This is a genomic window from Salinimicrobium sediminis, from assembly GCF_900215295.1.
GTDB lineage: Bacteria > Bacteroidota > Bacteroidia > Flavobacteriales > Flavobacteriaceae > Salinimicrobium > Salinimicrobium sediminis.
On record NZ_OCMF01000001.1, the window covers coordinates 837536 to 863827 of the forward strand.

26 protein-coding genes are annotated in these 26292 nt (G+C 42.6%); 12 read left to right on the forward strand and 14 right to left on the reverse strand.

Going from position 1 to position 26292, the window contains the following annotated elements:
* Positions 1-133: 133 nt before the first annotated feature.
* Complete coding sequence (locus CRO16_RS03845; RefSeq protein ID WP_097055005.1) at positions 134-742, forward strand: superoxide dismutase; 609 nt, start codon at positions 134-136, stop codon at positions 740-742.
* Between the two features lie 260 nt (positions 743-1002).
* Here the strand turns inward: CRO16_RS03845 and recJ are convergent, their stop codons facing one another.
* From recJ to CRO16_RS03860, 3 genes are all read right to left on the reverse strand, one after another.
* Positions 1003-2706, reverse strand: a complete 1704-nt coding sequence (gene recJ, locus CRO16_RS03850) for a single-stranded-DNA-specific exonuclease RecJ (protein WP_097055006.1) — start codon at positions 2704-2706, stop codon at positions 1003-1005.
* Positions 2707-2813: 107 nt separating this feature from the next.
* Positions 2814-3488 (reverse strand): 16S rRNA (cytidine(1402)-2'-O)-methyltransferase, encoded by a 675-nt coding sequence (gene rsmI / locus CRO16_RS03855; RefSeq protein ID WP_097055007.1) that lies wholly within the window; start codon positions 3486-3488, stop codon positions 2814-2816.
* Positions 3489-3496: 8 nt separating this feature from the next.
* Entirely contained in the window at positions 3497-4306 is an 810-nt protein-coding gene (locus CRO16_RS03860; RefSeq protein ID WP_245858865.1) for a hypothetical protein, read from the reverse strand.
* Positions 4307-4396: 90 nt separating this feature from the next.
* Here CRO16_RS03860 and CRO16_RS03865 point away from each other — a divergent pair, with 90 nt between their 5' ends.
* The 7 genes from CRO16_RS03865 (at position 4397) to CRO16_RS03895 (ending at position 11474) form a co-directional block, all read left to right on the forward strand.
* Positions 4397-5065, forward strand: a complete 669-nt coding sequence (locus CRO16_RS03865; RefSeq protein WP_097055008.1) for a thymidine kinase — start codon at positions 4397-4399, stop codon at positions 5063-5065.
* On the forward strand, positions 5037-6146 hold the full coding sequence (gene alr, locus CRO16_RS03870; protein WP_097055009.1) for an alanine racemase: 1110 nt from the start codon (positions 5037-5039) through the stop codon (positions 6144-6146). Before CRO16_RS03865 ends, alr begins: the two co-directional genes overlap by 29 nt.
* A gap of 40 nt (positions 6147-6186) precedes the next feature.
* Entirely contained in the window at positions 6187-6624 is a 438-nt protein-coding gene (gene mscL / locus CRO16_RS03875; RefSeq protein WP_097055010.1) for a large-conductance mechanosensitive channel protein MscL, read from the forward strand.
* A complete protein-coding gene (locus tag CRO16_RS03880) occupies positions 6625-6870 on the forward strand; it encodes a hypothetical protein (RefSeq protein ID WP_097055011.1) in 246 nt (81 codons plus the stop codon). It abuts the gene before it with no gap.
* A 254-nt stretch (positions 6871-7124) separates the two neighbouring features.
* Positions 7125-8114: an aspartate-semialdehyde dehydrogenase gene (locus tag CRO16_RS03885; RefSeq protein WP_097055012.1), complete on the forward strand. Its 990-nt coding sequence runs from the start codon at positions 7125-7127 to the stop codon at positions 8112-8114.
* A gap of 117 nt (positions 8115-8231) precedes the next feature.
* Positions 8232-10418, forward strand: a complete 2187-nt coding sequence (locus tag CRO16_RS03890; RefSeq protein WP_097055772.1) for a prolyl oligopeptidase family serine peptidase — start codon at positions 8232-8234, stop codon at positions 10416-10418.
* An 87-nt stretch (positions 10419-10505) separates the two neighbouring features.
* Entirely contained in the window at positions 10506-11474 is a 969-nt protein-coding gene (locus CRO16_RS03895; protein ID WP_097055013.1) for an ABC transporter ATP-binding protein, read from the forward strand.
* Here the strand turns inward: CRO16_RS03895 and CRO16_RS03900 are convergent, their stop codons facing one another.
* The 9 genes from CRO16_RS03900 to pdxA form a co-directional block, all read right to left on the reverse strand.
* Positions 11475-11930 carry a transcription elongation factor gene (locus CRO16_RS03900; RefSeq protein ID WP_097055014.1) on the reverse strand — a complete coding sequence of 152 codons (456 nt, stop codon included), beginning with the start codon at positions 11928-11930 and terminating at the stop codon, positions 11475-11477.
* On the reverse strand, positions 11927-12598 hold the full coding sequence (mtgA, locus tag CRO16_RS03905; protein ID WP_097055015.1) for a monofunctional biosynthetic peptidoglycan transglycosylase: 672 nt from the start codon (positions 12596-12598) through the stop codon (positions 11927-11929). The genes CRO16_RS03900 and mtgA overlap by 4 nt, the downstream gene beginning before the upstream one ends.
* Entirely contained in the window at positions 12599-13717 is a 1119-nt protein-coding gene (locus CRO16_RS03910; RefSeq protein ID WP_097055773.1) for an NAD(P)/FAD-dependent oxidoreductase, read from the reverse strand.
* Between the two features lie 177 nt (positions 13718-13894).
* Positions 13895-15241, reverse strand: coding sequence for an acetyl-CoA carboxylase biotin carboxylase subunit (accC, locus tag CRO16_RS03915; RefSeq protein ID WP_097055016.1), 1347 nt, complete (start codon positions 15239-15241; stop codon positions 13895-13897).
* 43 nt (positions 15242-15284) lie between these two features.
* Complete coding sequence (accB, locus tag CRO16_RS03920; protein WP_097055017.1) at positions 15285-15791, reverse strand: acetyl-CoA carboxylase biotin carboxyl carrier protein; 507 nt, start codon at positions 15789-15791, stop codon at positions 15285-15287.
* A 20-nt stretch (positions 15792-15811) separates the two neighbouring features.
* Positions 15812-16807 (reverse strand): beta-ketoacyl-ACP synthase III, encoded by a 996-nt coding sequence (locus tag CRO16_RS03925; RefSeq protein ID WP_097055018.1) that lies wholly within the window; start codon positions 16805-16807, stop codon positions 15812-15814.
* A gap of 170 nt (positions 16808-16977) precedes the next feature.
* Positions 16978-17175: a 50S ribosomal protein L32 gene (gene rpmF, locus CRO16_RS03930; RefSeq protein WP_006988996.1), complete on the reverse strand. Its 198-nt coding sequence runs from the start codon at positions 17173-17175 to the stop codon at positions 16978-16980.
* Positions 17176-17184: 9 nt separating this feature from the next.
* Positions 17185-17721 carry a YceD family protein gene (locus tag CRO16_RS03935; protein WP_097055019.1) on the reverse strand — a complete coding sequence of 179 codons (537 nt, stop codon included), beginning with the start codon at positions 17719-17721 and terminating at the stop codon, positions 17185-17187.
* A 96-nt stretch (positions 17722-17817) separates the two neighbouring features.
* The gene (gene pdxA / locus CRO16_RS03940) at positions 17818-18864 is read right to left on the reverse strand and encodes a 4-hydroxythreonine-4-phosphate dehydrogenase PdxA (protein WP_097055020.1); all 1047 of its coding nucleotides are present in this window, start codon (positions 18862-18864) and stop codon (positions 17818-17820) included.
* 59 nt (positions 18865-18923) lie between these two features.
* Between pdxA and CRO16_RS03945 the strand changes: the two genes are divergently transcribed.
* The gene (locus tag CRO16_RS03945) at positions 18924-19514 is read left to right on the forward strand and encodes a riboflavin synthase (protein ID WP_097055021.1); all 591 of its coding nucleotides are present in this window, start codon (positions 18924-18926) and stop codon (positions 19512-19514) included.
* A gap of 379 nt (positions 19515-19893) precedes the next feature.
* Here CRO16_RS03945 and CRO16_RS03955 read toward each other — a convergent pair whose 3' ends face one another.
* Positions 19894-20184, reverse strand: coding sequence for a hypothetical protein (locus CRO16_RS03955; protein WP_097055023.1), 291 nt, complete (start codon positions 20182-20184; stop codon positions 19894-19896).
* 286 nt (positions 20185-20470) lie between these two features.
* Between CRO16_RS03955 and CRO16_RS03960 the strand changes: the two genes are divergently transcribed.
* A complete protein-coding gene (locus tag CRO16_RS03960; RefSeq protein WP_097055024.1) occupies positions 20471-23365 on the forward strand; it encodes a M16 family metallopeptidase in 2895 nt (964 codons plus the stop codon).
* A gap of 96 nt (positions 23366-23461) precedes the next feature.
* On the opposite strand, the gene CRO16_RS03965 is transcribed toward CRO16_RS03960, so the two are convergent.
* Positions 23462-23863: a ribosomal maturation YjgA family protein gene (locus CRO16_RS03965; RefSeq protein ID WP_097055025.1), complete on the reverse strand. Its 402-nt coding sequence runs from the start codon at positions 23861-23863 to the stop codon at positions 23462-23464.
* Between the two features lie 112 nt (positions 23864-23975).
* Between CRO16_RS03965 and CRO16_RS03970 the strand changes: the two genes are divergently transcribed.
* Positions 23976-25361, forward strand: a complete 1386-nt coding sequence (locus CRO16_RS03970; RefSeq protein WP_097055026.1) for a sodium-dependent transporter — start codon at positions 23976-23978, stop codon at positions 25359-25361.
* Between the two features lie 279 nt (positions 25362-25640).
* On the forward strand, positions 25641-26210 hold the full coding sequence (locus CRO16_RS03975; RefSeq protein WP_097055774.1) for a DUF4256 domain-containing protein: 570 nt from the start codon (positions 25641-25643) through the stop codon (positions 26208-26210).
* Positions 26211-26292: the final 82 nt, after the last annotated feature.

Sequence of the window (26292 nt, forward strand, 5' to 3'; positions counted from 1 at the left end):
CCTGTATTATATTTCAAAATTTCTTCCAAATCTACTGTAGGTTTAAGAATTTTATAACATTTTATAATTTTGATTAGAAGGCTTTATCCTTAAATTTGAGGTTGACACATTTATTAACGTAAACTATAAAAATATGGCTTTCGAGTTACCACCATTAAAATATGCATCAGATGCACTTGAACCTCACATTGACGCAAGAACAATGGAGATTCACCACGATAAACACCACGCAGGTTATACCAGCAAATTAAACGATGCCATTGAAGGCACCGATATGGAAGGGAAGAATATTGAAAACATCCTGACCAACCTTGATATGGAGAATAAGGCCGTTCGTAATAACGGCGGCGGATATTTCAATCACAACCTTTACTGGGAGATCATGGGTCCTAACGGTGGCGGAAAACCTGAAGGAGAACTGGCTACTGCAATAGACAAACATTTTGGTTCTTTTGAAGCATTTAAAGATGAGTTTTCTAAAGCGGGAGCTACTCAATTTGGATCAGGATGGGCATGGCTTTGTGTGCAGGAAGGCGGAAAACTGGAAGTATGTTCTTCTCCTAACCAGGATAATCCATTAATGCCCGGCGTAGGATGTGGCGGATATCCAATTCTGGGGATGGATGTATGGGAGCATGCATATTATTTAAAATACCAAAATCAACGTCCTGCCTATATCGAAGCTTTCTTCAATGTGATCAACTGGGAAGAAGTTGCAAAAAGATACGCTCAACACAAATAATAACCAACGCATAGGTTTTTGATTTGTTTAGCTGCCGGGAATTTTTCCGGCAGTTTTTTTTGCTGAAAATGTAGCGCATAAAAAAAGGTGGAAAGCTCCACCTTTTTTTGCCCCAAATCTACCATGAACTTAACCTACTTATGTTATGGCTCTGCTAATGTATGTAAACATCTGACTATCAGAAAGTTTTTTAGATGAAGTGCCGGGAAAATTGTTGAATGGTTTCCTTAAGAATCTTTGTGTAAGAAATGGCCAACAGATCAAAAAGAATCAACCTCTACATCCTTTAGTTTAAGCTGCAAACTAACATTTCCCTGAAACTCATTCTCTTCTATACAGTAAACCGCTTTTACTTTTTTGCCATCTGCCAGTAGATCGCATTTTTTTCCGAGATCGAAACCTATAGCATCTATACTCCTGCCATTAAGTTTTTGAAACAGGCGAGCTTTGAGGTGCTTATCTTCACCCCCCACACAACGGGCGTAGCCGGTATCCTTTAAATGACGACTCATAAAAACAGGAGACATATTACCTGGACCAAAGGGTGCAAATTGTTTGATGATGCGATGAAACTTTTCTGTGATCTCCCCGAGGTCGATTTCGGCATCGATCTGGATTTCGGGAATCAACAGTTTGCGGTCTATGCTTGCAGAAACCACTTCTTCGAATTTTCTTTTAAAATTCTCATACTGTTCAGTCTGCAAAGTTAGTCCCGCGGCATACTTATGACCCCCGAATTGTTCAATGTATTCGCTGCAGCCCTCCAGGGCATCATAGACATCAAATCCATGCACAGACCGGGCAGAAGCCGCAAGTTTTTCTCCACTGCGGGTAAAGACGAGGGTAGGACGATAATAGGTCTCGGTTAAGCGGGAAGCTACAATCCCAATTACCCCTTTATGCCAGCTATCTCTATACACTACCGTGGTCAATCTTTCCTGCTCCTTGAGCTCCACGATCTGCGCGAGAGCTTCCTCGGTTATGGTTTTATCCTTGTCCCGGCGATCTTTATTGTACTCTTCAATTTCGGCAGCAAATATCATTGCTTGCTGAGGGTCTTCTTCAATTAAAAGATTAACCGCGTGTAACCCGTGTTTCATTCTTCCGGCAGCATTAATACGCGGTGCAATGATAAAAACAACATCGGTAAGAGTAAGATGATCTTTCTTCACCTGCTTTAGAATAGCACTAAAGCCCGCACGTGGCGCAGCATTGATCATTTGCAGGCCGTGATAAGCCAGGATTCTATTCTCCCCGGTCACGGGAACAATATCTGCCCCAATGGCAGTAGCCACCAGGTCAAGGTAGGGAATAAGCAACTCGAATGATTCCCCTCGTTTTTCATTAAGGGCCTGAAGAAGTTTAAAACCCACCCCGCAACCGCACAACTCTTTATAAGGATAGTCACAATCCAATCTTTTAGGATCCAGTACGGCAACGGCGTCCGGAATTCCTGCCCCGGGACGATGATGGTCACAAATAATAAATTCCACTCCTTTTTGGGTGGCATAAGCCACCTTTTCAATGGCTTTTATACCACAATCCAATGCAATGATTAAACTGATCTCATTATCGGCAGCGAAATCTATTCCTTTATAAGAAACACCGTAACCTTCATCATACCTGTCGGGAATGTAGGTGGCAACGTTTGGATAAATTTTCTTAAGATAAGAAGACACCAGGGCTACACTGGTAGTGCCGTCAACATCATAGTCTCCATAGACCATGATGTTTTCCCCATTTTGAAAAGCCAGTTCGATTCGTGCCACGGCCTTATCCATGTCTTTCATCAGGAAAGGATCGTGAAGATCGGACAGGCTGGGCCTGAAGAATTTTTTAGCCTCCTCAAAGCTGCTTATTCCTCTTTGAGCAAGGAGAGATGCAATGGACCTATCCACTCCGAGTACTTCACAGAGATGTTCAACGGTTTGAGGATCGGGCTTAGGTTTCAGGGTCCAGCGCATGAATAATTTTTTTCAAAAATAGGAAATAATTGCGGCTATCCCTTACCACTTACATGAGCTGAAATGGTAAGAACTGAAGAAATTTCTTATTTCTGAATGTAGAGGTCTTAGTCTTTTTTACCGGCAACAATAAGCACGATCTCCCCTTTAGGAGGTTTTGCTTCGTAATGAGCCAATACTTCAGCCGCAGTTCCCCTCACGGTTTCTTCATGAAGTTTGGAAATTTCCCGGGAAACCGATACCTGCCGGTCTTCCCCCATGAATTCTTTGATCTGGGCGAGTGTCTTTAGCAGTTTATGAGGAGATTCATAAAGGATCATGGTACGCGATTCGAGGGCAAGAAATTCAAGCCGGGTCTGTCGACCTTTTTTCACCGGAAGAAAGCCTTCGAAGACAAATTTATCATTGGGTAATCCGCTGTTTACCAGTGCGGGAACAAATGCAGTTGCACCGGGCAGACAATCCACCTCAACTCCCGCTTCCACACAGGCACGCGTTAGTAAAAACCCCGGATCACTGATAGCAGGAGTGCCGGCATCGCTTATTAAAGCCACTGTTTTACCATTCTGGATTTGTCTCACCACGTTCTCCACCGTTTTATGCTCGTTGTGCATATGATGGCTCTGCATGGGAGTATTAATCTCAAAATGCTTCAGGAGTTTTCCACTGTTGCGGGTATCCTCGGCCAGGATAAGATCAGCTTCCTTCAGGACTTTAATCGCCCTCAAAGTAATGTCTTCCAGATTGCCAATAGGAGTAGGAACTAAAAAGAGTTTTGACATGGATCCTCCTACTCGAATTTCTTTTCAATAATAGACAGAAACCTGCTTTCATAGTCTTCTTTGCCTTCCCAGTTGTTATAGTCGGGTTTAACCATATTGGCCACGAAGTTGAAGGCTTCCTCCTTATTCTTGATGGTATTTAGTTGGGAGAGGACCCTGTTGTAATCTGAAGTGCTTCCGTCAAAAAGATGCTTCACAAAAGCCAGCCTGTCATTAAGACCAATGTTTATTCCCTTTTTTAGCCGGTCATTGAGGGACCTGGGCCTGTCTGTAGCACCTTCACCCCGTATTACAGGTTCGAATTGAGGCAGGTGGTCATAATGTACTCCCCCAATATCCTCCATATCATTCTTTTGGTATTTTGAGGACTCTACATGTGCAAAGAGGTCATCCACCTGCTGAGTTTCGGGTGGAAAATTGGCAACAATATCCTTGATTTTTTCTGTATTGGGTTCGGTGATATCTTCAGAATTATATTCCAGTCCGCTCGGACTATGCTCATCATAATCGGTCGCAATGCTTTCCTGATTTACCGGTGCAGGCTCTTTGGCGGCAACTTTTGATTCCTCTTTCTTTACTTCAGCTTTAGCCGCAGGAGCTTCTACTTTTTGTGCTGTTTTCACCACTTCCTGTTTTCTTATTTCAGCAGCAGTGTATAGGTGAGATTCGGTGAAATTATAGACTGTAAGTTTTTCGTACAACCTTTTGGCCAGCTCTTTTAACTCCCCTGTCGACACCTGTTCCTGGTCCTTTAAAAGGGTAATCTTTTCGGCTAAAGCTACTAATTCCTCTTTCAATTGCTTTTTCATAACTTTCATGCTTGCAAATTAAATGCGGTTGTATTTTTAATAAATTTGTGTCACCTTTATCAAAAGCGACATTCGCTTTTTGGTCTTGAAAAATACAAAATGTTTCTCGAAAATACAGTTAATCATAAGGAGCAATTTGGGTGGATTGAAGTTATATGCGGTTCGATGTTCTCGGGAAAGACCGAAGAGCTTATACGCCGGCTTAAACGCGCTCAGTTTGCAAAGCAAAAGGTCGAGATCTTCAAACCTGCTATAGATACCCGTTACAACGAAGAAATGGTGGTATCCCATGACTCCAATGAAATAAGATCTACCCCTGTACCGGCTGCAGCCAACATTAGATTGCTGGCAGACGATTGTGATGTGGTGGGCATAGATGAGGCCCAGTTTTTTGATCAGGAGATCGTATCGGTCTGCAATGACCTTGCAAACAGAGGCGTAAGAGTGATAGTGGCAGGATTGGATATGGATTTCAAAGGCAATCCTTTTGGTCCCATGCCTAATCTTATGGCTACTGCCGAATATGTTACCAAGGTGCATGCTGTTTGTACCCGCACAGGAAATCTCGCCCAATACAGCTACAGAAAAACTTCCAATGAAGACCTGGTGATGCTTGGCGAGACAGAGGAATACGAACCTCTTAGCCGGGGAGCCTACTACAAAGCCCGCCTGCGCGAAAAACTAAAAAATTTCGAGGTAAAAGATCCTGAAGAATTAAAAGACACCAAAAGAAGCGAACATGCCGAAAGCCAGGGAGACCGTACTTGAAATTGATCTTGATGCGTTAGCACACAATTATAATTATTTAAGATCGAAGCTGCATGAGGATGTGATGTTTATGGCCGTGGTCAAAGCTAATGGCTACGGAAGTGAAGTAGTAGATATCGCCAGGAAGCTTGTGGATCTCGGAGCCGATTATTTCGCGGTAGCCTATGCTTCTGAAGGCATTGCTCTCCGAAAAGCCGGAATTGAAACTCCAATTCTTGTACTGCACCCACAGTCGGTGAATTTTGAAGCCATTATAGAGAATTGCCTGGAACCCAGTCTTTACAGCAAATTCGTAGTGGAGGAATTTATTAAAATTGCTGAAGGGCTGAAGCAGAAAAATTACCCGGTCCACCTGAAGTTCAATACCGGACTCAACAGGTTGGGATTTTCAGAAAAAGAGACTGCTTTGGTACGGGACCTCCTTCAAGGCACAGAGGCAGTTAAAGCAAAGTCTTTCTTTTCACACCTGGCGGCAAGTGAAGATTGGAGAGAGCGGGAATTTACGTTGATGCAGATCCACACTTTAAGGAAGCTCGCGATTAAACTATATGATGAGCTGGGCTACCGGCCACTGCTGCATATTTGCAATACCTCCGGAATTAATAACTATCCTAAAGCCCATTTTGATATGGTGAGATCGGGTATTGGGCTTTATGGCTTCGGAAATGATAAAACTGAAGATCAAAAGCTGAAGCCTATTGGCACCTTAAAAACAATAATTTCCCAGATCCATCATTTGGAAAAAGGTCAGTCCCTCGGATATAATCGTGCCTTTATTGCTGAGAAGCCTACAAAGACAGCCACTTTGCCCATTGGCCATGCAGATGGGATCAACAGGCAGTATGGAAATGGTCATGCCGGAGTTATTGTGAACGGAAAGTATGCTCCTATAATTGGAAATGTATGCATGGATATGATCATGATAAACATTACAGGCATTGAGTGCGAAGAAGGGGATGAAGTGATCATCTTTGGAGGACCACAACATGCGACAGAGTTTGCATCAAAAGGAAAGACCATCTCCTATGAATTGATCACCGGCATTGCACCCCGGGTAAAAAGGGAGATCATCAACAATTAATTATTTATTTTTACTTTCTAACCAATAAACCTCCACAATTATGGCTTTTTTTAAGGATTTCAAGACCTTTTTAATGAAAGGCGATATTATTGCTCTTGCCACTGCAGTAGTAGTAGGTGCAGCATTTAATAAGATAGTATCTTCTGTAGTGGAGGATATTATCATGCCTCTTATAGGGGTCATTACGGGCGGCGTAGATTTCTCCAACCAGTTTATTTCGCTTGATGGCACAGAATATGAAACCCTGGATGCCGCCAGAGAAGCTGAGGCGGCTGTAATCACTTATGGAAATGTTATTCAGGCTATTATCTATTTTATTATTGTTGCCTTTTTCATTTTTCTTGTTTTGAGAGCATATGAACGCACCAAAACCAAAAAAGAAGCCCCTGCTGTAACAGCCCCTAAAGGCCCAAGCCAGGAAGAATTACTTACCGAGATCAGAGATGAATTGAAAAGACAAAACACTGGAAGAGCTTAAATGAAAAACATTTTTGCCTATTACTTAAGCTTACTTGTTCCTTTGTTTCTCCTTATCTACTTTTGGGAGCATTTGCAGCCGGGACTGGCGCTGATATTGCTGGGAGTTTATATTTTTCTCTATCGTACCTGGCTGGATGGAAACAGGCTCTGCCAAAAAGGTCTTATTGAAAAAAAGGAGATCTGGAAGGTGTCATTTAACGGCTCCCGCATAAATTATTTTAAAGCTTTATATTTGCAGAAATAACTTTGAACGCACGTAGTAACCGCTACGCTACATATCCTAACTCAAACCCCCGTAAACGACGGGGGTCTTTTTTTACTACTCTCGAAATATAACAATTTGTTTAAAGTGGTTATAAAATTTGATATCCAGAGGAATTTCGTTCTTTGGGTTCTTTTAATTACTTCCCGTACAATACCTTTGCAGCGTTAGAAAAGTAAAATGGAAGACCTCAAAAGTCTCGAAATCTTTAAGGTCTAAATAAATATAAATCATTTATGAAAATAGCAGTAGTTGGCGCCACCGGAATGGTGGGACAGGTGATGTTGAAAGTACTTGCAGAAAGAAAATTCCCGGTGACAGAATTATTACCGGTAGCTTCAGAAAGATCTGTGGGAAGCAAGATCAGCTTCAACGATAGAGAATATGAAGTTATAGGTTTGGAAGAGGCTGTAAAGCAAAAGCCGGACATTGCTCTTTTTTCAGCAGGCGGGGAAACTTCTTTAGAATGGGCCCCTAAATTTGCCGCAGTCGGAACAACAGTTATTGACAATTCCTCTGCCTGGAGAATGCAGCCCGACAAGAAACTTGTCGTGCCCGAGATCAATGCATCAGATCTTTCTGCTGAAGACAAAATTATTGCCAATCCCAATTGTTCTACTATCCAGATGGTAATGGCTTTAGCACCCCTTCATAAAAAATACGGAATTTCGAGGGTTGTGGTATCCACCTATCAGTCAATAACCGGAACCGGAGTAAAAGCTGTGCAACAGCTGGAGAATGAATATAAAGGTGAAAAAGGAGAAATGGCTTATCCATATCCTATTCACCGCAACGCAATTCCGCAGTGCGATGTCTTCGAGGAAAACGGTTACACAAAGGAAGAGATGAAACTTACCAATGAAACTAAAAAGATCCTGAAAGATGACAGCGTACATGTAACTGCGACCGCCATTAGAATTCCCGTAGTGGGAGGCCACAGTGAATCGGTCAATATTACCTTTAAGAATGATTTTGAGCTCGGCGAAATTCGCAGGATCTTAAAGGAGTTTCCGGGGATTACCCTGCAGGACAATACCGATGTTAACACCTATCCCATGCCCATTTATGCTGAAGGCAAGGATGATGTCTTTATTGGACGTATTAGAAGGGATCTGTCTCAGCCAAATTCTTTAAATATGTGGATCGTGGCCGATAACCTAAGAAAAGGTGCTGCTACCAATGCGGTACAAATCGCCGAATATCTGGTGGACAATAAACTCGTTTAACATCTTTCCCAAAGAGTATTCTTGAAATATGATTAAAGGCTGTCCATAGTGGCAGCCTTTGTGCATAAATTAGAGGGAATTTCTTTACTTTTAGAAACTTTCTTTAAAATTCAGAAAATGAAAAAACCTATAATTACTGTACTGGCTGCCGCAGCCCTGGTTTCCTGCGGAAGCTCCCAACAGCAACCTCAATCACAGGAACAACCGGTACAAACAACTCAAACCCCTTCTATTATTTTGGAATACCCTCAAACCAGAAAAGGAAACACTGTTGATACTTATTTTGGAAATAACGTAGAAGACCCGTACAGATGGCTGGAAGATGACCGGAGTGCCGAGACCGAAGCCTGGGTAAAAGTCCAGAATGAAGTCACTTTTGACTACCTGGAGCAGATCCCTTTTAGAGAAGAACTCAAAAAGCGACTTACAGAACTCTGGAATTATGAAAAGATCTCGGCGCCTTCCAAGGAAGGGGATTGGATTTATTTCAGCAAAAATGACGGGCTGCAGAACCAGAGTGTGATCTACCGCAAAAAGTCCGAAGATGCACCGGCAGAAGTTTTCCTGGATCCTAACAAATTTAGTGAAGACGGCACTACCTCACTTGGCGGATTGAGTTTTTCTGAAGACGGAAAGACCCTTGCCTATAGCATTTCTGAAGGTGGAAGCGATTGGAGAAAGATCATTATCATGGATGCTGAAACGCGCGAGATCAAAGAAGATACTTTGATCGATGTAAAATTCGGTGGAATCTCCTGGAGGGGAAATGAAGGACTTTATTATTCAAGCTATGATAAGCCCGAAGGAAGTGAACTTTCTGCAAAGACAGATCAGCATAAGTTATATTACCATAAGCTGGGAACTCCACAAAGCCAGGACCAACTGATTTTTGGTGGAACTCCCGAACAAAAGCACAGGTATGTGGGCGGCAGTGTTTCTGATGACAATCGTTACCTGTTCATTTCGGCCAACACCTCAACTTCAGGAGGCAAACTGTTCATGATGGATCTCTCTAAAGCAAATCCAACTATTGATACCATAGTGGGACATGAAAAAAATGAAAGCTATGTTCTCGATAACCGCGGAAGCAAACTTTTCATTGTAACAGATCTTAATGCGCCAAACAGAAGAATAGTTACTGTAGACGCTGCCAATCCCTCTCCCGAAAACTGGAAAGACCTTATTCCTGAAACCGAAAATGTGCTTAGCCCTGCAACAGGAGGAGAGTACATTTTTGCAGAGTACATGGAAGACGCTGTTTCCAAAGTAAAACAGTATGATTATGAAGGAAAGCTGATAAGAGAAGTAGAACTTCCCGGCATTGGAACCGTTGGAGGATTAGGTGGTGAAAAAGAAGAAAAAGAACTTTACTATGTCTTCACAAATTATGTCACTCCCGGCAGCATCTATAAGTATAATGTTGAATCAGGAGTTTCAGAATTATACAATACCCCTCAGGTGGATTTCAATCCCGGTGATTTTACCAGCGAGCAGGTGTTCTACACTTCAAAAGACGGGACTAAAGTACCTATGATCATCACCTATAAAAAAGGGATCGAGAGGAACGGAAAGAACCCAACCATCCTTTATGGTTACGGCGGATTCAACATTAGCCTTACTCCTTCCTTCAGTATTGCAAATGCGGTTTGGATGGAACAGGGTGGTATCTACGCAGTGCCCAACCTTCGTGGTGGAGGAGAATATGGCAAAGACTGGCATGATGCTGGTACAAAATTGCAAAAACAGAATGTTTTTGATGATTTTATCGCAGCTGCAGAATACCTGATCGAAAATGACTACACCTCATCGGATTATCTTGCTATAAGAGGGGGTTCCAACGGCGGACTTTTAGTCGGTGCAACCATGACCCAGCGGCCGGACCTTATGCAGGTTGCCTTACCGGCTGTTGGTGTTCTTGATATGTTGCGTTACCACACTTTTACCGCCGGTGCAGGATGGGCTTATGATTATGGCACTGCTGAGGAAAGTGAAGCCATGTTCAATTATTTAAAAGGCTATTCTCCTGTTCATAACGTAAAAGCAGGAGTTGAATATCCGGCCACTTTGATCACCACAGGAGATCATGATGACAGGGTGGTACCGGCACATTCCTTTAAGTTTGCTGCAGAGCTGCAGGACAAACAGGCAGGAGATGCTCCCGTATTGATCCGAATCGAGACCAATGCAGGTCACGGTGCCGGTACCCCGGTGAGCAAGACGATTGAGCAGTATGCCGATATCTTTGGATTTACGCTATACAATATGGGATTTGAAAGCCTGCCGAACAAAAACGGGCAGCAGTAAATATTTTCTTTCAATACCTCTTCAAAAGGCCTTCTTCGGAAGGCTTTTTGCTTTTAAAGCCGTAATTTTACTATAAAAATTACTGCCATGCTCAGGGTTAAAAATCTCACTTTTGGATATGGAGACAGGCCGGTTTTAAAGAACCTTAGCTTTACCATTGAAAAAGGGGAAAATGTTTCTATTATTGGTGCCAGTGGCTGCGGAAAAAGTACGCTGCTACAATCCATCTATGGACTACATCATGTAGACGGAAAGATCTTTTGGGGGCAGGAGCAGCTATTAGGTCCAAATTTCAACATCGTTCCGGGGGAATCCTTCATGAAATATCTTACCCAGGACTTTGACCTCATGCCGCCCCTTAGTGTGGCCGAAAATGTAGGGAAATATCTTTCTAATGCCTATCCGCGGAAAAAGCAGCAGCGGGTAAATGAGCTGTTGGAACTGGTGGAGATGCGGGAGCTGGCAAGGGTAAAAGCCAAATTTCTAAGCGGAGGCCAGCAGCAGCGGGTGGCATTGGCAAGAGTGCTGGCAAAACCGCCTGAAGTTTTACTGCTGGATGAGCCCTTTAGCCATATTGACCACTTTCGAAAGAACAAGCTTCGCAGAAATCTTTTTTCCCACCTCAAAAAAGCAGGAGTCACTGTTTTGGTTGCCACTCATGACAGTACCGATGCCCTTTCCTATGCCGATAAGACAATTGCAATGAAAGCCGGGAGGATTATTGAAACTGGAGCTCCGCGGGAGCTGTATAACAATCCAAAAAATGCTTATATAGCTTCTCTTTTTGGAGAGGTAAACGAATTGCCCGCTTCGCTGTTTTTTAAAAAACAGCCCCCCCGAAAAAAGGTGATCCTTTATCCACATGAGATCCATCTCACTGATGGAGGAAGCTATAAAGCGGTAGTTAAAAATTCCTTTTTCAAGGGCAGTAATTTTTTAACGCAGGCAGAAATTGAGGGGGAAGAAATATTTTTTGAAGTCCCTGCCGAACTCCAAAAAGGAAAAATCATTCATCTTTCCATTAAGGGAGAACTTCTTGAAAAACGCATAAGATGATCAGATCACTTCTTTTATAAGAATTTCCCTGCCGTTGAATTCCAGTTTTTCCCCGGCAGCCTTACCGGACAATGCTTGTGCGATAGGAGAAGAAGCACCTACAGCGTAGAATTTCTCATCCCCTGCTTTTACTTCTCCCGCCGGGATCGCAATAAAATAATTAGCTACTGAAGTTTTTACTGCACTTCCAAAAGTTATTTGTTCGTCTTTTCTTCCCACGGGAATGATCCTGATCGTTTTTCGCAGCTTCCGGAATTCTTCATGCTGTCCTGCCAGCTTCTCGAACTCGAGGTGCAGCATGGCACGTCCGGTTTCATATTTGTCACCCATAGAGCATTTGGTCTCCAGTTTCAATGCTGCCTCCAGGTCGTCAATTGCCCGCTGCACCGTGTTTAGTTTTCTTTCCACATAGGCAGCACAGGCTTCTACTAATTGTTCTTTGGTTATGGAATTCATTTTTCAAGCTGAATTGCCCCCAGATTCCTCATTTGCCTTACGATCCACGCCTGCCTCCCTGCAATATAATTGCTGGCAGGTTGAGCTCTGTATTCCCTGGGATTTGGTAAAATTGCAGCTATTGCCGCCGCCTCATAGGCGGTAAGGTTAGCGGCCGATTTTCCAAACCAGGCCTGGGCTGCAGCCTCGGCGCCATAGATCCCTTTTCCCATTTCTATGCTGTTAAGATAAACTTCCAGGATCCTCTCCTTGCTCCAAAACAGTTCTATCAAAAAGGTAAAATAGACTTCCAGGCCTTTTCTAAACCAGCTGCGTTGTGGCCACAAAAAGACATTTTTGGCAGTTTGTTGCGAGATCGTACTGGCGCCTCTTACCCGCTTGCCTTTCTTGTTATCTTCCATGGCTTTTTGAATAGCCTCGTAATCAAAGCCGTTATGGTTTGGGAAATTTTGATCTTCGCTGGCGATTACTGCCAACTTTAGATTGTTTGAAATCTCTTCGGAAGGAACCCAATTATGGCGGATATCTTCTTCCGGATTTTCAAAATACCTAATGAGCATCAGATTTGTAAATGGCACCGGGACCCACTTGTAAACTACTACAAGGAGGATACTGAAAAGGAACAACCCTAACAGCAACTTAAAAATAAACCTGAAAAATCTTTTCATCTATTCTTCGATTAAGTCCGCCAGTTCTTTTCCTATCAGGCTGCCAATTGCGATTCCCATTCCTCCAAGCCTCACGCCGCAAAACACATTTTTTGATACCTGTTTGACCACCGGTTTCTTTTGTTCCCCCATTCCCATAATTCCGCTCCAGCGTCTTTCGATCCTGAAGGGAGTCTCTGGTAAAATAACATTTTTAAGCAAGACTTCCAGCTTTTGCTGAATAAGAGCGGTAAGGGCAAGTTCTGTGGTCTCTTCTCCTTTGAGATTAAGATTTCTTCCCCCGCCAAACAGGATCCTGTTATTGATGTTTCTGAAGTAGTAGAACCCCTCCTCAATATGAAAAGTGCCTTTGATGTGCAGGTTTGGAATTGGGGCGGTGATCAACACCTGCGCCCGGGCAGGTTTTACCTCCGGAATACCTAATTGCGAAGCAAAACCGTTGGTAGCAATCAATACTTTCCTGGTGTAAAAACTAAAATGTTCTGTCTCCACCTCTACGGAATCATTTGCTTCCGCAAAACCATTGACGGTTACAGAATTGAGGATCTTTACCCCCGCTGCCTGTACCTTTTGCAGCAAAGCACTCATCATTTTCCCTGTATCGAGTTGTCCCTCGAATTTGTTGAAGATCACTTCTTCCCGGATCCTTCCGAAGTTGAATTTATTGGTCGTGATACTAAAAACATCCTCTCCAAAAATGGGTTTTAAGAGGCTGTTTATTTTTCCCATTTTTGATACACAGGTTTCATACAGCTTCCGGTCATTGGCAGTGAAGATTTCATACCCACCATTTACCTGCAGGTCAATATTCTTATCTCCTAGATTCTTCCGAAGCAATTGCAGGCCTTTCACGCGCTTTTCTACAAGCTGCAACACTTCGTCTTCAGAATGCTTGTTTAAATCATCAATAATCTCGCTAAGACTTCCAAAACAAGCAAATCCGGCATTCTTGGTGCTGGCTCCATTGGGAAGGAGTCCGCGCTCGAGCACCAGGACTTTAGCTTCCGGAAAACGGGTTTTTAACTGCAGGGCACAATTTAAGCCTGTGATCCCGCTGCCTATAACAGTATAATCAATATTTGAAAACCAGGAATCATGTTCCCAGAAGGATAAACTCATAAATATCTTTTTTGAGATCCACGGAAGCTGTGGCTTCCGAAGCATCTAAAGGTATAAAAAAAGACCGCTGCGCTCCAAGAACCAGAAATCAAGACGCGCTGAAAAAAAGGACCCCACCGATTTTGAAATCCAGTGGGGTCTGAAAATATTATAATAAAAGTTCTCCAGATAGGAGTCTTACTCTATAGGTTTCATTTTGAAGGTCTCCATGAACTTTGTGGTATAATTCCCGGCTACATAATCGGGTTCATCCATCAATTGTCTATGGAAAGGAATGGTTGTTTTGACCCCTTCGATCACAAATTCGTCTAAGGCACGTCTCATTTTGCTGATCGCTTCTTCCCTGGTTTGTGCAGTTGTGATCAACTTGGCGATCATAGAATCGTAGTTTGGCGGAATCACATAACCACTGTATACGTGAGTATCTATCCTCACCCCATGACCTCCCGGGGCGTGCAGATTGGTGATCTTACCTGGTGACGGCCTAAAGTCGTTATAAGGATCTTCGGCATTGATTCGGCACTCAATAGAGTGTAGCTGTGGCGTGTAATTCTTTCCGGAAATAGGCACTCCCGCAGCAACAAGAATTTGCTCCCTTATGAGGTCGTAATCGATCACCTGTTCGGTAATAGGGTGTTCAACCTGGATACGGGTATTCATTTCCATGAAGTAGAAATTTCTGTGTTTGTCAACAAGGAATTCTACGGTACCTGCACCTTCGTATTTAATATATTCAGCTGCTTTTACAGCAGCATCTCCCATTTGCTTCCTAAGTTTATCGGTCATAAAGGGAGAAGGGGTTTCTTCAGTTAATTTCTGGTGACGACGTTGTACAGAACAATCTCTTTCAGAAAGATGACAGGCTTTACCGGAGCTGTCTCCCACCACCTGGATCTCAATGTGACGGGGCTCTTCGATAAGCTTTTCCATATACATCCCGTCGTTACCAAAGGCTGCACCGGCTTCTTGTCGGGCAGAATCCCAGGCTTTGCGCAGGTCTTCTTTCTTCCATACCGCACGCATTCCTTTTCCACCACCGCCGGCAGTAGCTTTAAGCATTACGGGGAACCCCATGCCCTCGGCTATTTTTTCGGCCTCTTCATAAGATTCCAGAATTCCTTCAGAACCGGGAACACAAGGCACTCCGGCTGCTCTCATGGTAGCTTTGGCCGTAGCCTTGTCTCCCATTTTGTCGATCATTTCGGGGCTGGCACCAATGAACTTAATATCATGTTCTGCACAGATCTTGGAAAATTTGGCATTTTCTGCAAGAAATCCGTAACCGGGATGAATAGCATCTGCATTTGTGATCTCGGCAGCTGCTATAATATTAGAAATTTTTAAGTAGGAAAGCTGGCTGGGAGGAGGGCCAATACACACGGCTTCATCGGCAAACCTAACATGCAGACTCTCGGCATCGGCCGTAGAATAGACTGCAACGGTCTTAATGCCCATCTCCTTACAGGTGCGAATAACGCGTAATGCGATCTCTCCCCTGTTGGCAATCAATATTTTTTTAAACATACCTGTTTAGTTTTGGCTGTAGGGTAAAATTTTCGAACACCTGTTATGATGGATCGACAAGGAAAAGTGGCTGATCAAATTCTACGGGAGATGAATCATCTACCAATACTTTTACGATTTTTCCTGACACTTCACTTTCTATCTCGTTGAATAACTTCATGGCTTCAATCACACAAAGCACGTCTCCCTCCTTAATGGAATCGCCAACTTCTACAAAAGCATCTTTATCTGGCGATGGTTTCCTGTAGAATGTACCAATAATAGGGGATTTGATGGTGATATAACCTTTATCCTGTGAGGCCGCGGCTTCGCCTCCTCCTTTGGATTGGCTCTCCTGTTGCTGAGGTGCCTGTGATGTTTGCTGCTGTTGCACCGGTTGGTGCATTTGTGGGGCTGCCTGCATGGGAACCTGTTGCAGGATGGTAGTCTCCCTGTTCTCATCAGATCCCGTTTTGATGGTGATCTTCACATCATCCATTTCCAGCTTCACTTCACTGGCTCCGGATTTAGCCACAAATTTGATCAGATTCTGAATTTCTTTTAAATCCATAATATTTAGTGTTGGGTGTTTTAAGAATTATAAGCCCATTTTAGATAGACAGAGCCCCAGGTGAACCCTCCTCCAAATGAAGCAAATATAAGATTATCTCCTTTTTTAAATTGTTTTTCAAAGTCATTCAATAGCAGCGGCAAGGTAGCGGAAGTAGTGTTCCCGTAACGCTGAATGTTCATAAGTACTTTGGAATCTTCCAGACCCATTCGGCTGGAAGTAGCATCAATGATGCGGCGGTTAGCCTGGTGAGGCACCAGCCAATCGACATCTTCATTGGTTAAATTGTTGCGTTCCATGATCTTAGCACTCACATCGGCCATATTGGTAACGGCAAACTTAAAGACGGTCTTCCCGTCCTGGAAAACATAATGCTGTTTGTTAGCTACTGTTTCGGCTGTAGGCGGAAATAAAGAACCACCGGCCGTAATCTTTAAAAATTCTCTTCCCGTACCATCGCTTCTAAGAATTTCATCCTGCAATCCCAAACCTTCTTCATTAGGCTCAAATAAAGCCGCACCGGCACCATCTCCAAAAATGATACAGGTAGTCCTGTCTGTATAATCAATGATTGATGACATTTTATCGGCTCCAATGACCAGGACTTTCTTGTATCTACCAGACTCTATATAGGCTGCTGCAGTAGACATTCCGTAAAGAAAACTGGAGCAGGCTGCCTGCAGGTCATAGGCGAAAGCATTAACTGCACCTATTTGTGTAGCTACATAAACTCCTGTAGCCGCAACGGGAAGATCCGGTGTGGCCGTAGCCATGATCAAAAGGTCAATTTCTGCGGGATCTATTCCGGATTTTTTGATAAGATCTTCGGCAGCCTTAATGGCCAGGTAGGAAGTTCCTTTATCAGCATCTTTGAGGATACGGCGCTCTTTGATCCCTGTTCTGGAAGTGATCCATTCATCATTAGTATCCACCATGGTTTCGAGGATCTTGTTGGACAATACAAATTCGGGTACATATGCGCCTACAGCTGTAATCGCTGCTGTTGTTTTATTCATAAATATGCAATTTATGCCTCTGTATAAAGGATAGCGTGCTGAAAAACAGTAAATTACTAAATCTTCAAAATACAGCGGTGCAAATTAAGGTGTTTTTAGCACTTTATCAACTTAAAACAAAAAACTCTCACAATGTGAGAGTTTTGTATGGTAGTCAAAGCTCTTTATGATTAAGCTTCTACTTCTTCGGTGTTATCGATCAATACCTGGCCACGGTAGTAAAGTTTACCTTCATGCCAGTGAGCCCTGTGGTACAAATGTGCTTCTCCTGTTGTAGGATCTGTAGCTATTTGCGGAACAGAAGCTTTGTAATGCGTTCTTCTTTTATCTCTCCTCGTTTTTGAGGTCTTTCTCTTTGGATGTGCCATGGCTGCGTATTAATTATCGTTTAATAAATTTTTTAACTTCTCCCAGCGGGGATCTATATCCTCCTCTGCTTTGATCTCTTTTTCCCGCGGACTTAACTCGTCCAGCTTTTCAAGTACTTCAGACTTTAGGGTGCCGTCAAGCACTCCCGGATGAACTCTTTTTGACGGAACTGCCAATACTATAAGCTCGTAAATGTACTGTTGAATGTTAACTTCATATTCCCCGTGCGGAAGAATAAGGAGATCTTCATTCTCATCATTGTACTCCTGTCCAAATTTAACCACCAAAAACAACTCGCTGTCAATGGGTTGATCATATGGTTCATTGGTTAGGTCGCAATAAACATTTACCGTTCCCGATGCTCTAAAAGCAAGTTCCAACATAGTAGGTTTTTTCTCCAATTCGAGATCCACCTTTACATTGGCGCTATTAAAATCATCATATTCAAAATGCTCAAAGAACTTATTGTCTATCTCGTACTCGAACTGGTGTTTTCCTTGTTTCAGACCCACAAAAGGGATCGTGAACTCCTTTAGTTTCCTCATTTCATCATCAGTTTCAAGTGCCTATCCCTTAGGATAAGGCGGGTGCAAAGATATAAAAATTAATGAATTGCCTATTCTTTATAAACAAATTTTTGTTTATATCTTTTTGCTCTGCTTTTTCAGAACATTTGAAGTCAATTCGGTGTACTCCTGCCGGTTTCTAAAAATATCAATGGCTTTAAAAACCGCTTCTTTGAAGGAGTGGTGATCGGCTTTATTTTTTCCGGCAATCTCGTATGCAGTACCGTGATCTGGAGATGTTCTAACTTTACTCAACCCGGCTGTGAAATTGACTCCGCTTCCGAAGGAAAGCGTCTTAAAAGGAATTAATCCCTGGTCATGATAGGCAGCTACAACTGCATCAAAATTTTTGTAGTTGCCACTTCCGAAGAAACTGTCAGCAGAATAGGGGCCAAAAACAAGCTTTCCGGAACTTCTTATTTTTTCCAGTGTTGGTTTGGTTACTTCATCATCTTCATTCCCTATCACCCCATTATCCCCGCTATGCGGATTTATCCCCAGCACCGCCACCTTCGGCTTCTGAATTTTAAAATCCTGCTGCAGGGACTTGTAAATAATCCTGATCTTTTTCTCAATAAGTTCGGGAGTAATGGCCGAAGCCACATCTTTAACAGCAACATGATCTGTTAACAATCCTACTCTTAACGTATCAGTGATCATGAACATCAAACTCTCCCCTTCCAATTCTTTGGCAAGATAATCTGTGTGTCCCGGAAATTTAAAGTCTTCGCTTTGGATGTTGTGTTTATTAATTGGAGCCGTGACCAGCACATCTATCTCCTCTTTTTTTAAGGCCTCGGTAGCTGCTCTTAGCGATTCAAAAGCATACTTACCACCTTCGGCAGTTTCTTCCCCAAAGTTGATATTGACATTTTCCTTCCATACGTTCACTACGTTGAATTTATTATCAATAGCCTGGGAAGCATCTTCTATTCCCTGAAAAGTGATGTCGTAATCCAGCTTTTTCTTTATAAAAGTTATTGTTTTGGCAGAAGCAAAAACTACAGGAGTACACAGTTCCAGCATGCGGGCATCTTCAAAAGTCTTCAGCACGATCTCACTCCCTATCCCGTTGAGATCCCCAATACTTATTCCCACTTTTATTTTGTCGGCTGATTTCATAAAGGTTCCCTGTATTTATTCTAATTTTATAGGCGCAAAGGTAAATAATAAATAAGGAAATGTTTACAGGGATAATTGAAGAACTGGGAGTGGTTACTGCCCTGGAGAAAAATGGCGGAAATCTAAATATTACGGTAAAAGCAGGGATGACGAAGGAGCTGAAAATTGATCAAAGCGTGGCCCACAATGGAATATGTCTTACTGTTGTAGATATTAAAGATGATGAATATACCGTCACAGCTATTGATGAAACCCTCAATAAGACCAATCTGGGAAATTTAAAAGTGGGAGACAGTGTTAACCTGGAAAGAGGAATGAAGGTGGGAGCAAGATTAGACGGCCATATCGTCCAGGGACATGTAGATCAAACCGCTACCTGCACCAGGATTGACAACAAGGAAGGCAGTAGGGAATTTACCTTTGAATACGATCCTGAATTTCAAAATGTGACTATTGAAAAAGGCTCAATAACAATTAATGGGGTGAGCCTTACCGTGGTCAACTCCCAAAAAAGCCATTTTAGCGTGGCTATTATTCCCTATACTCTCGCACACACCACTTTTGGTTCTTTACAAAAAGGTGACAGGGTTAATCTTGAGTTTGACGTGATTGGAAAATATGTGCAGCGCCTTATGAATTCCAACTCTTAGTCCTCTCCTTAAAATAATAGAGGCTAAAGACTCCTAATCCTATTCCTGAAATAAACAGAGGAAAAATATAATCATTTATAGGCAGGCAAAGACCCACAGGAGGAGAAATACCTCCGGGATTGCCTCCATCGCCCTGTCCACATGGACCGCTTGTAGTATCCTGCGCAGCCATTATTGGCTCGGGTGGATATTGAGCGGAGATTTGCCCGTAGGTTAAAGCTGAAATTGCAAAAAATATTGCTAGCAGAACTGTAATTCGCCACTTTTTCTTCACTGCGGAAAAGTAAAGCGATATATTTTAATTTCAATGTTAAAAATGCACTTTGTCGATTTTTTAACACCTTTTATCGATTATCAGGATTTTGAGAAAGGAACTTGACTAAGATTTCTCCATTCTCCAGATCATAATACTGCCTAATAAAATTCCGCTAAGCAACAGTGGCAAAAGGTAATCATTTATAGGAAGACAAAGTCCTACCGGGGGCGGAATGCCGGGACCATTGCCACGATCGGGAAGATCCGGAAGTTTACCACACGGGCCTCTTCCATTTCCCTGGCTGGCCGCAGTAGTCGGTTGTGGAGGACCCTGTGCGGGGCTCTGGCTATAGGCCGCAAGAGTAAAGCCTGCAATTGCAAACGCTAAAATCCACAATTTGAAACTTTTACCCATGACTAACAACAGCCTATTTATTTAAAGTATTCATATTTTAAAAAAGGTGTAGCTGACATTGGAACCCTACTTCCCTAACACTCAAAAATATGAAATTAAATGAGGTTTTCTAAAAAAGGAGCTATAATTTAAGAAATTACCTACAAAATAAATGGCGGTTTTTAGATGGATGAACTGCAGAACCGGAAGAAGAGGGCCAAATATTCTGCAAAAGCTAAAAACAACACTAACAGTCTATTGCAAATTATTTCTATATTGAGCAGTATTTTAACTCAAACTTTGATATATGAAAAGCATAAGATTAATTCTTCTTCTGGTATTTATTTCGCTCTCCTCCACTTCTTTTGTGGCCGCTGAGCAGCTAAGGGGAAATGAAACTGTACCGAAAAAGGATCAGGACCAGGAACAGGGACTGTCCATAGAATTTGAAAAATATGAGCTGGAGAATGGACTTAATGTGGTCCTGCATCAGGATGAATCCGATCCAATTGTTTCCGTAGCTATTCAATATGGAGTAGGCTCAAACAGGGAGAAGAAAGGCCGCACAGGTTTTGCCCACCTGTTTGAGCACATGTTGTTCCAGGAATCTGAAAATGTGGAACAAGACCAGTTTTTCAAGAAAATTCAGGACGTCGGCGGAACCCTTAACGGAGGTACCTGGGTTGACGGCACTATCTACTACGAGGTGGTCCCTAAAAATGCTCTTGAAATGGTCATGTGGCTGGAGTCCGACCGAATGGGATATTTTATCAATACTGTAACCGAATCTGCCTTTGCGAATCAGCAGGAAGTGGTACAGAACGAAAAACGCCAGCGGGTGGACAACAATCCTTATGGCCACACCAACTGGGTGATCGACAAAAATCTTTTTCCAGACGGACATCCTTACAGCTGGCAGGTGATTGGTGAACTGGAGGACCTTAAAAGCGCAACTGTTGAAGATGTAAAGGAATTCTATGATAGATTTTACGGGCCAAACAATGCCACCCTTGTGATCGCAGGAGATTTTAACAAAGAAGAAACCAAAAAGCTGGTTGAAAAATACTTTGGAGAGATCAAAAGACGTAAAGAAGTTGCCCCGCTTGAAGTACAGAACGTAAAACTGAAGGAGACAAAAAGACTTTATCATGAGGATAATTTTGCCACAGCTCCCCAGTTAAATATGGTATGGCCGGCAGTGGAACAGTATACAGAAGATGCGTATGCACTTGATTTCCTTGCCCAAATCCTTTCCGACGGAAAAGAAGCACCTCTCTACGAAGTGCTGGTAAAAGAGAAAGAACTTACCTCTCAACCGAGAGCGTTCAATGGCGCTGATCAAATTGCGGGTAAATTCCGGATTATGGTTACAGCTAATGCAGGAGTAGACCTTGATAAAGTGGAAGCAGGAATCAATGAAGCCTTTGATCGGTTTGAAAAAGAAGGGGTAACTCAAAAGGATATCGAACGCATCAAAGCCGGCCTGGAAACAGATTTTTATAACGGCATAAGCAGCGTGCTTGGAAAATCCTTTCAGCTCGCACAGTATGATGTATTCACCGGAGATCCCGGATATATCGAGCAGGATATTGAGAATATCAAGGCGGTGACCAAAGAAGATGTGATGAGGGTTTACGAGAAATATATCAAGGAAAAGCCTTACGTTTTGACCAGCTTTGTTCCGAAAGGTCAGCTTGAGCTAATTGCAGAAAATTCTGAAAAAGCTAAAGTTGTAGAGGAAGAAATTACTGAAAATGTTGAAACCACAGTAGCTGAAGCCTCCGAAGAAAAGGAGATCGAAAAAACTCCTTCTAAGATCAACCGTTCCACTCCTCCTGCAGTTGGACAAACACCCTCTCTAAATGTTCCTGAATCCTGGAATGTAGAACTGGAAAACCAGCTTGAAGTGTATGGTATTGAGCAAACTGAACTGCCTTTGGTGAACTTTAGCCTTGTGATCGAAGGTGGCCATATGCTTGACGATCTCACCAAAAAGAATGGGGTAGCCAATCTGATGACCGATATCCTGATGGAAGGTACTGCCAATAAAACCCCGGCAGAACTTGAAGAAGCCATTGATATGTTGGGTGCAAACATCAATATGTATACAACCAACGAATCTATTGTAATTCGGGGAAATACCCTAAAACGAAATTTTGAAGAAACTATGGAGCTGGTAGAGGAAATTCTACTGGAACCAAGATGGGATGAGGAAGAGTTTGGCCGGATAAAGACCAGCACGATCAACAGCATCAAGAGGAATCAGGCTAATCCAAACTATATCGCCAATCAGGTTTATAACGAACTGCTGTATGGAGCAAACCATCCTTTTGCCCATCCTACTTCAGGGACTGTAGCGTCTGTAGAGGCCATTACTATGCAGGACCTCAAGGATTTCTATAACAATTATTTTTCTCCTTCAGTAAGTCGGTTCCACGTGGTCGGGGACATTTCCCGGACCGAGGCACTTGACGCCATTGAAGACCTTGAGGAAGAATGGGAAGCCAAAGAAGTAAATATTCCGGAATATGAGGTAGTGACCAACAGGGATAAGGCATCCCTATATTTCGTTGATGTCCCCGGCGCAAAACAATCTGTGATCAATATTGGATACATCGCGCTGCCACGCACCAGTAAGGATTTCTTTCCTGCAGAAGTGATGAATTATAAACTCGGAGGTTCTTTCTCCGGAAACGTGAACCTGATCTTAAGAGAAGAAAAAGGCTACACCTACGGTGCCCGCTCAGGTTTTAGCGGATCCAAGATCCCCGGGACCTTTACTGCCTCTTCCAGCGTCCGTACCAATGCCACAGGGGAATCTGTTGGAATTTTCAGGGATGAGATAGCGAAATACAGAGAAGGCATTAAGCCCGAAGATCTTGAGTTCACCAAAAATGCCCTCATTAAATCTAATGCGCTGCGGTTTGAAACCCAGGGTTCTTTGTTAGGTATGCTTCAGGAAATGAGTGCATACGATTTGCCTGCAAACTATATTGAGCAGGAGGAGAACATCATCAGAAATATGACTTTGGAGCAGCATAAGGAACTGGCTCAAAAATATCTTGATGAATCTAAAATGGCATATTTAGTTGTAGGTGATGCCGAAACTCAATTTGAACAGTTCAAAGATATGGGGTTTGATGAAGTAAAACTGCTGAACAAAGAAGGGGAAGAAGTAAAACTTGAGGAATTAAAACAATAAACCTCTTTAATTTGTAATTAAAACCCTCGCTGAAAAGTGAGGGTTTTGTTTTTCTATAACCGGGATTCCAATCTTTTTTCAGGAGTTTTAATTGTTTTAGGTCCCTGAACCCTCTCCTGTTCTTAAATTTCTCATTCTACCCAGCTCCATCACGTACACCAGTAAAGCTCCTAAAGCGTAAAACAGAATGTCAAGCCATTCAAAATAGCTGCCCAAAATTATTGTCGCAATATTATTTCCCTCCAGTCCCAGCAGGTTCACAATTCTCAGATACTGTAGCGCCTCAATAGCAATGGCAAAAAGGAACACTCCAAAAATGGCATTTTTGACAGGTATTCTAAAAAAGCTCTTCAGCAGGCAATAGAGAAAGACCACCACCAGCAGATCACCGCCATAAGGCCTGATAACCGAGTCTCTCACAAAAACTGCGATAAAGACCAGCAGCAGGAAAAGAAAAATAGCAGCGAAAAAATATTTTTTATGGAAGTGGATCATCATTTAAAAGTAATGAAATACAACAAAAATATGTTTCAGAATTTTTCCGGGCATTTACTTTTCCAAAACAGCTTTTTCCTGATCCTAATTCTGCGGAAAGATATATTTTTGCCGGATGGCAGCAAGAGGCGGTTTTTCGAGCAGAATTGGTTTTATAGCAGCCGCGGCAGGATCGGCGGTTGGATTGGGAAACATATGGCAATTCCCATATGTGGCGGGACAAAATGGTGGTGCCGCCTTTTTATTGATCTACGTCTTCTGGATCTTTCTCATTGGTTTTCCCATCATGTTGGGAGAGATCACCCTTGGAAGAAGCGCACAGGCAAACCCTTATGGTGCCTATAAAAAATACGGCGGAAAAGTTTGGGGACTGGTGGGACTCTTCGGAATATTATCGGGAGTAATGATCCTTTCTTTTTATAACGTAGTCTCTGGATGGGCCTTTGGATATTTTCTTGAGACTGCCTTTGGAAATTTACTGGAGGAGGAGAATTTTTCTACATTTTTTGGAGACTACGTAGCCGACTTTTCAGATAATCTGTGGTTTAGCTTTGGCTTTATGGCGATCACCGCAGTAATTGTACTGCAGGGGGTAAAAAAAGGGATTGAAGGCTCTGCTAAAATCCTTATGCCCGCACTTTTTGTCATTTTAATAGGGATTATCATTTACGGCCTCATGCTTCCCGGGGCAATGGAAGGTGTAAAATTCTATCTCCTGCCCGACTTCAGCCTTATCAATGGCGCTACCATCTATTCGGCTTTGGGTCAGGCGTTCTTTTCCTTAAGTCTTGGGATGGGTGGCTTGATCACCTATGGTTCGTACCTCAGCAAAAAAGAAAATATTGTTAGCTCTGCCACTCTGGTGGCAATTGCAGATACTCTAGTGGCATTTTTGGCAGGACTGATGATCTTTCCGCTGGTATTTTCGCAGGGACAATCCCCTTCTGAAGGTCCGGGGTTAGTTTTTGTCGCTTTACCGGGAATCTTCCAGGCCATGGGCCCAATTCTTGGAAAAGTAATAGGCAGCAGTTTTTTCCTGTTATTATGTTTCGCCGCACTTACCTCAACAATTTCACTGCTTGAGGTTGCGGTAGCCTACTTTATTGATGAACGTAAATGGCCCCGAAGAAAGGCTGTTTTGGTAATGGCTTTTCTCATTTTCCTGATTGGAATTCCAAGTATGTTGGGTTATGGCGCGGTGCAAAGTTTGACAAGTTTCACTTTTTACGAAGGCACTCCAAAAAGTTTTATGGACCTTATCCAGGATTTATTCTCGGTGGTTGCGTTACCTCTTGGTGGCTTCCTGCTGAGCCTTTTTATTGCCACGCGCTGGACCACCGCAAAATTTTCTGAAGAAATTAGCCATGGAACCACAAATTACAAAGGTTCATTTTTGGAAGGTTTCCTTAACATTATGATCAAATTTGTTTGCCCGGTGGTATTGGGGTTCATGTTTGTGCTTACGGTGCTTCAGAAGTTCTTAAATGTGGAACTGTTTTAATATTGCTTCGGAAGCAAAACAAAATTCAATTTACTTCCGAAGCCTATAAAATCTGAGGTTCTCAAAATGTCATTTTTGAGAGGATTATTTTCCTGAAGCTTTTTTAGCCTCCTCCAATTATCCGCTTGCTCAGCCATAGACATTAAATCTATCTTAGGATGTTCTATGTCAGGAAAATCTATTCCTGAGGCAGTTATATTTTTTCTAAATTTATTTAAACGAAAATCACACCTCTCCCTAAGGCAATTAAATAGTGAGCAGGATAGAAAAAAGGAAGAGATGTCAGCAAAAAGATCTAAAGGACTAAAGTCAAAAGAGCAGGAAGAAATTTTGAGGATTCTCAAAAAAAGGTTTGAAAAACATACCTTCAGGCATGAAGACCTGGACTGGGAAAATATTAAAATCAAACTGGAAGCTAATCCTGAAAAGCTTTGGTCCCTGCGGCAAATGGAAGAAACCGGCGGCGAACCGGATGTGGTAGGAAAGGATAAAAACTCAGGAGAGTTAATTTTCTTTGACTGTGCTGCGGAAAGCCCTAAAGAAAGAAGAAGTTTATGCTACGATCGTGAAGCTCTGGAAGCAAGAAAACAGAACAAACCGAAAAACAACGCTCTTGATATGGCGGCCGAAATGGGAGTTGAGCTTCTAAACGAAGAACAATACAGGGAGTTGCAAAAGCTGGGGGAATTCGATCTAAAAACTTCCAGCTGGATCAAAACTCCGGAGAGCATAAGAAAAGCCGGAGGAGCTCTTTTTTGTGACCGCCGCTACGGTCATGTCTTTGTCTATCATAATGGTGCACAATCCTATTATGCCGCCAGAGGTTTTAGAGGAATGTTAAGGGTATAGAGAAAAGTCCATTCCGGATTATAAAATAAAAAGGTGGAGCTGTATCAGCACCACCTTTTTTTATAGACTACCTGAAAACAAA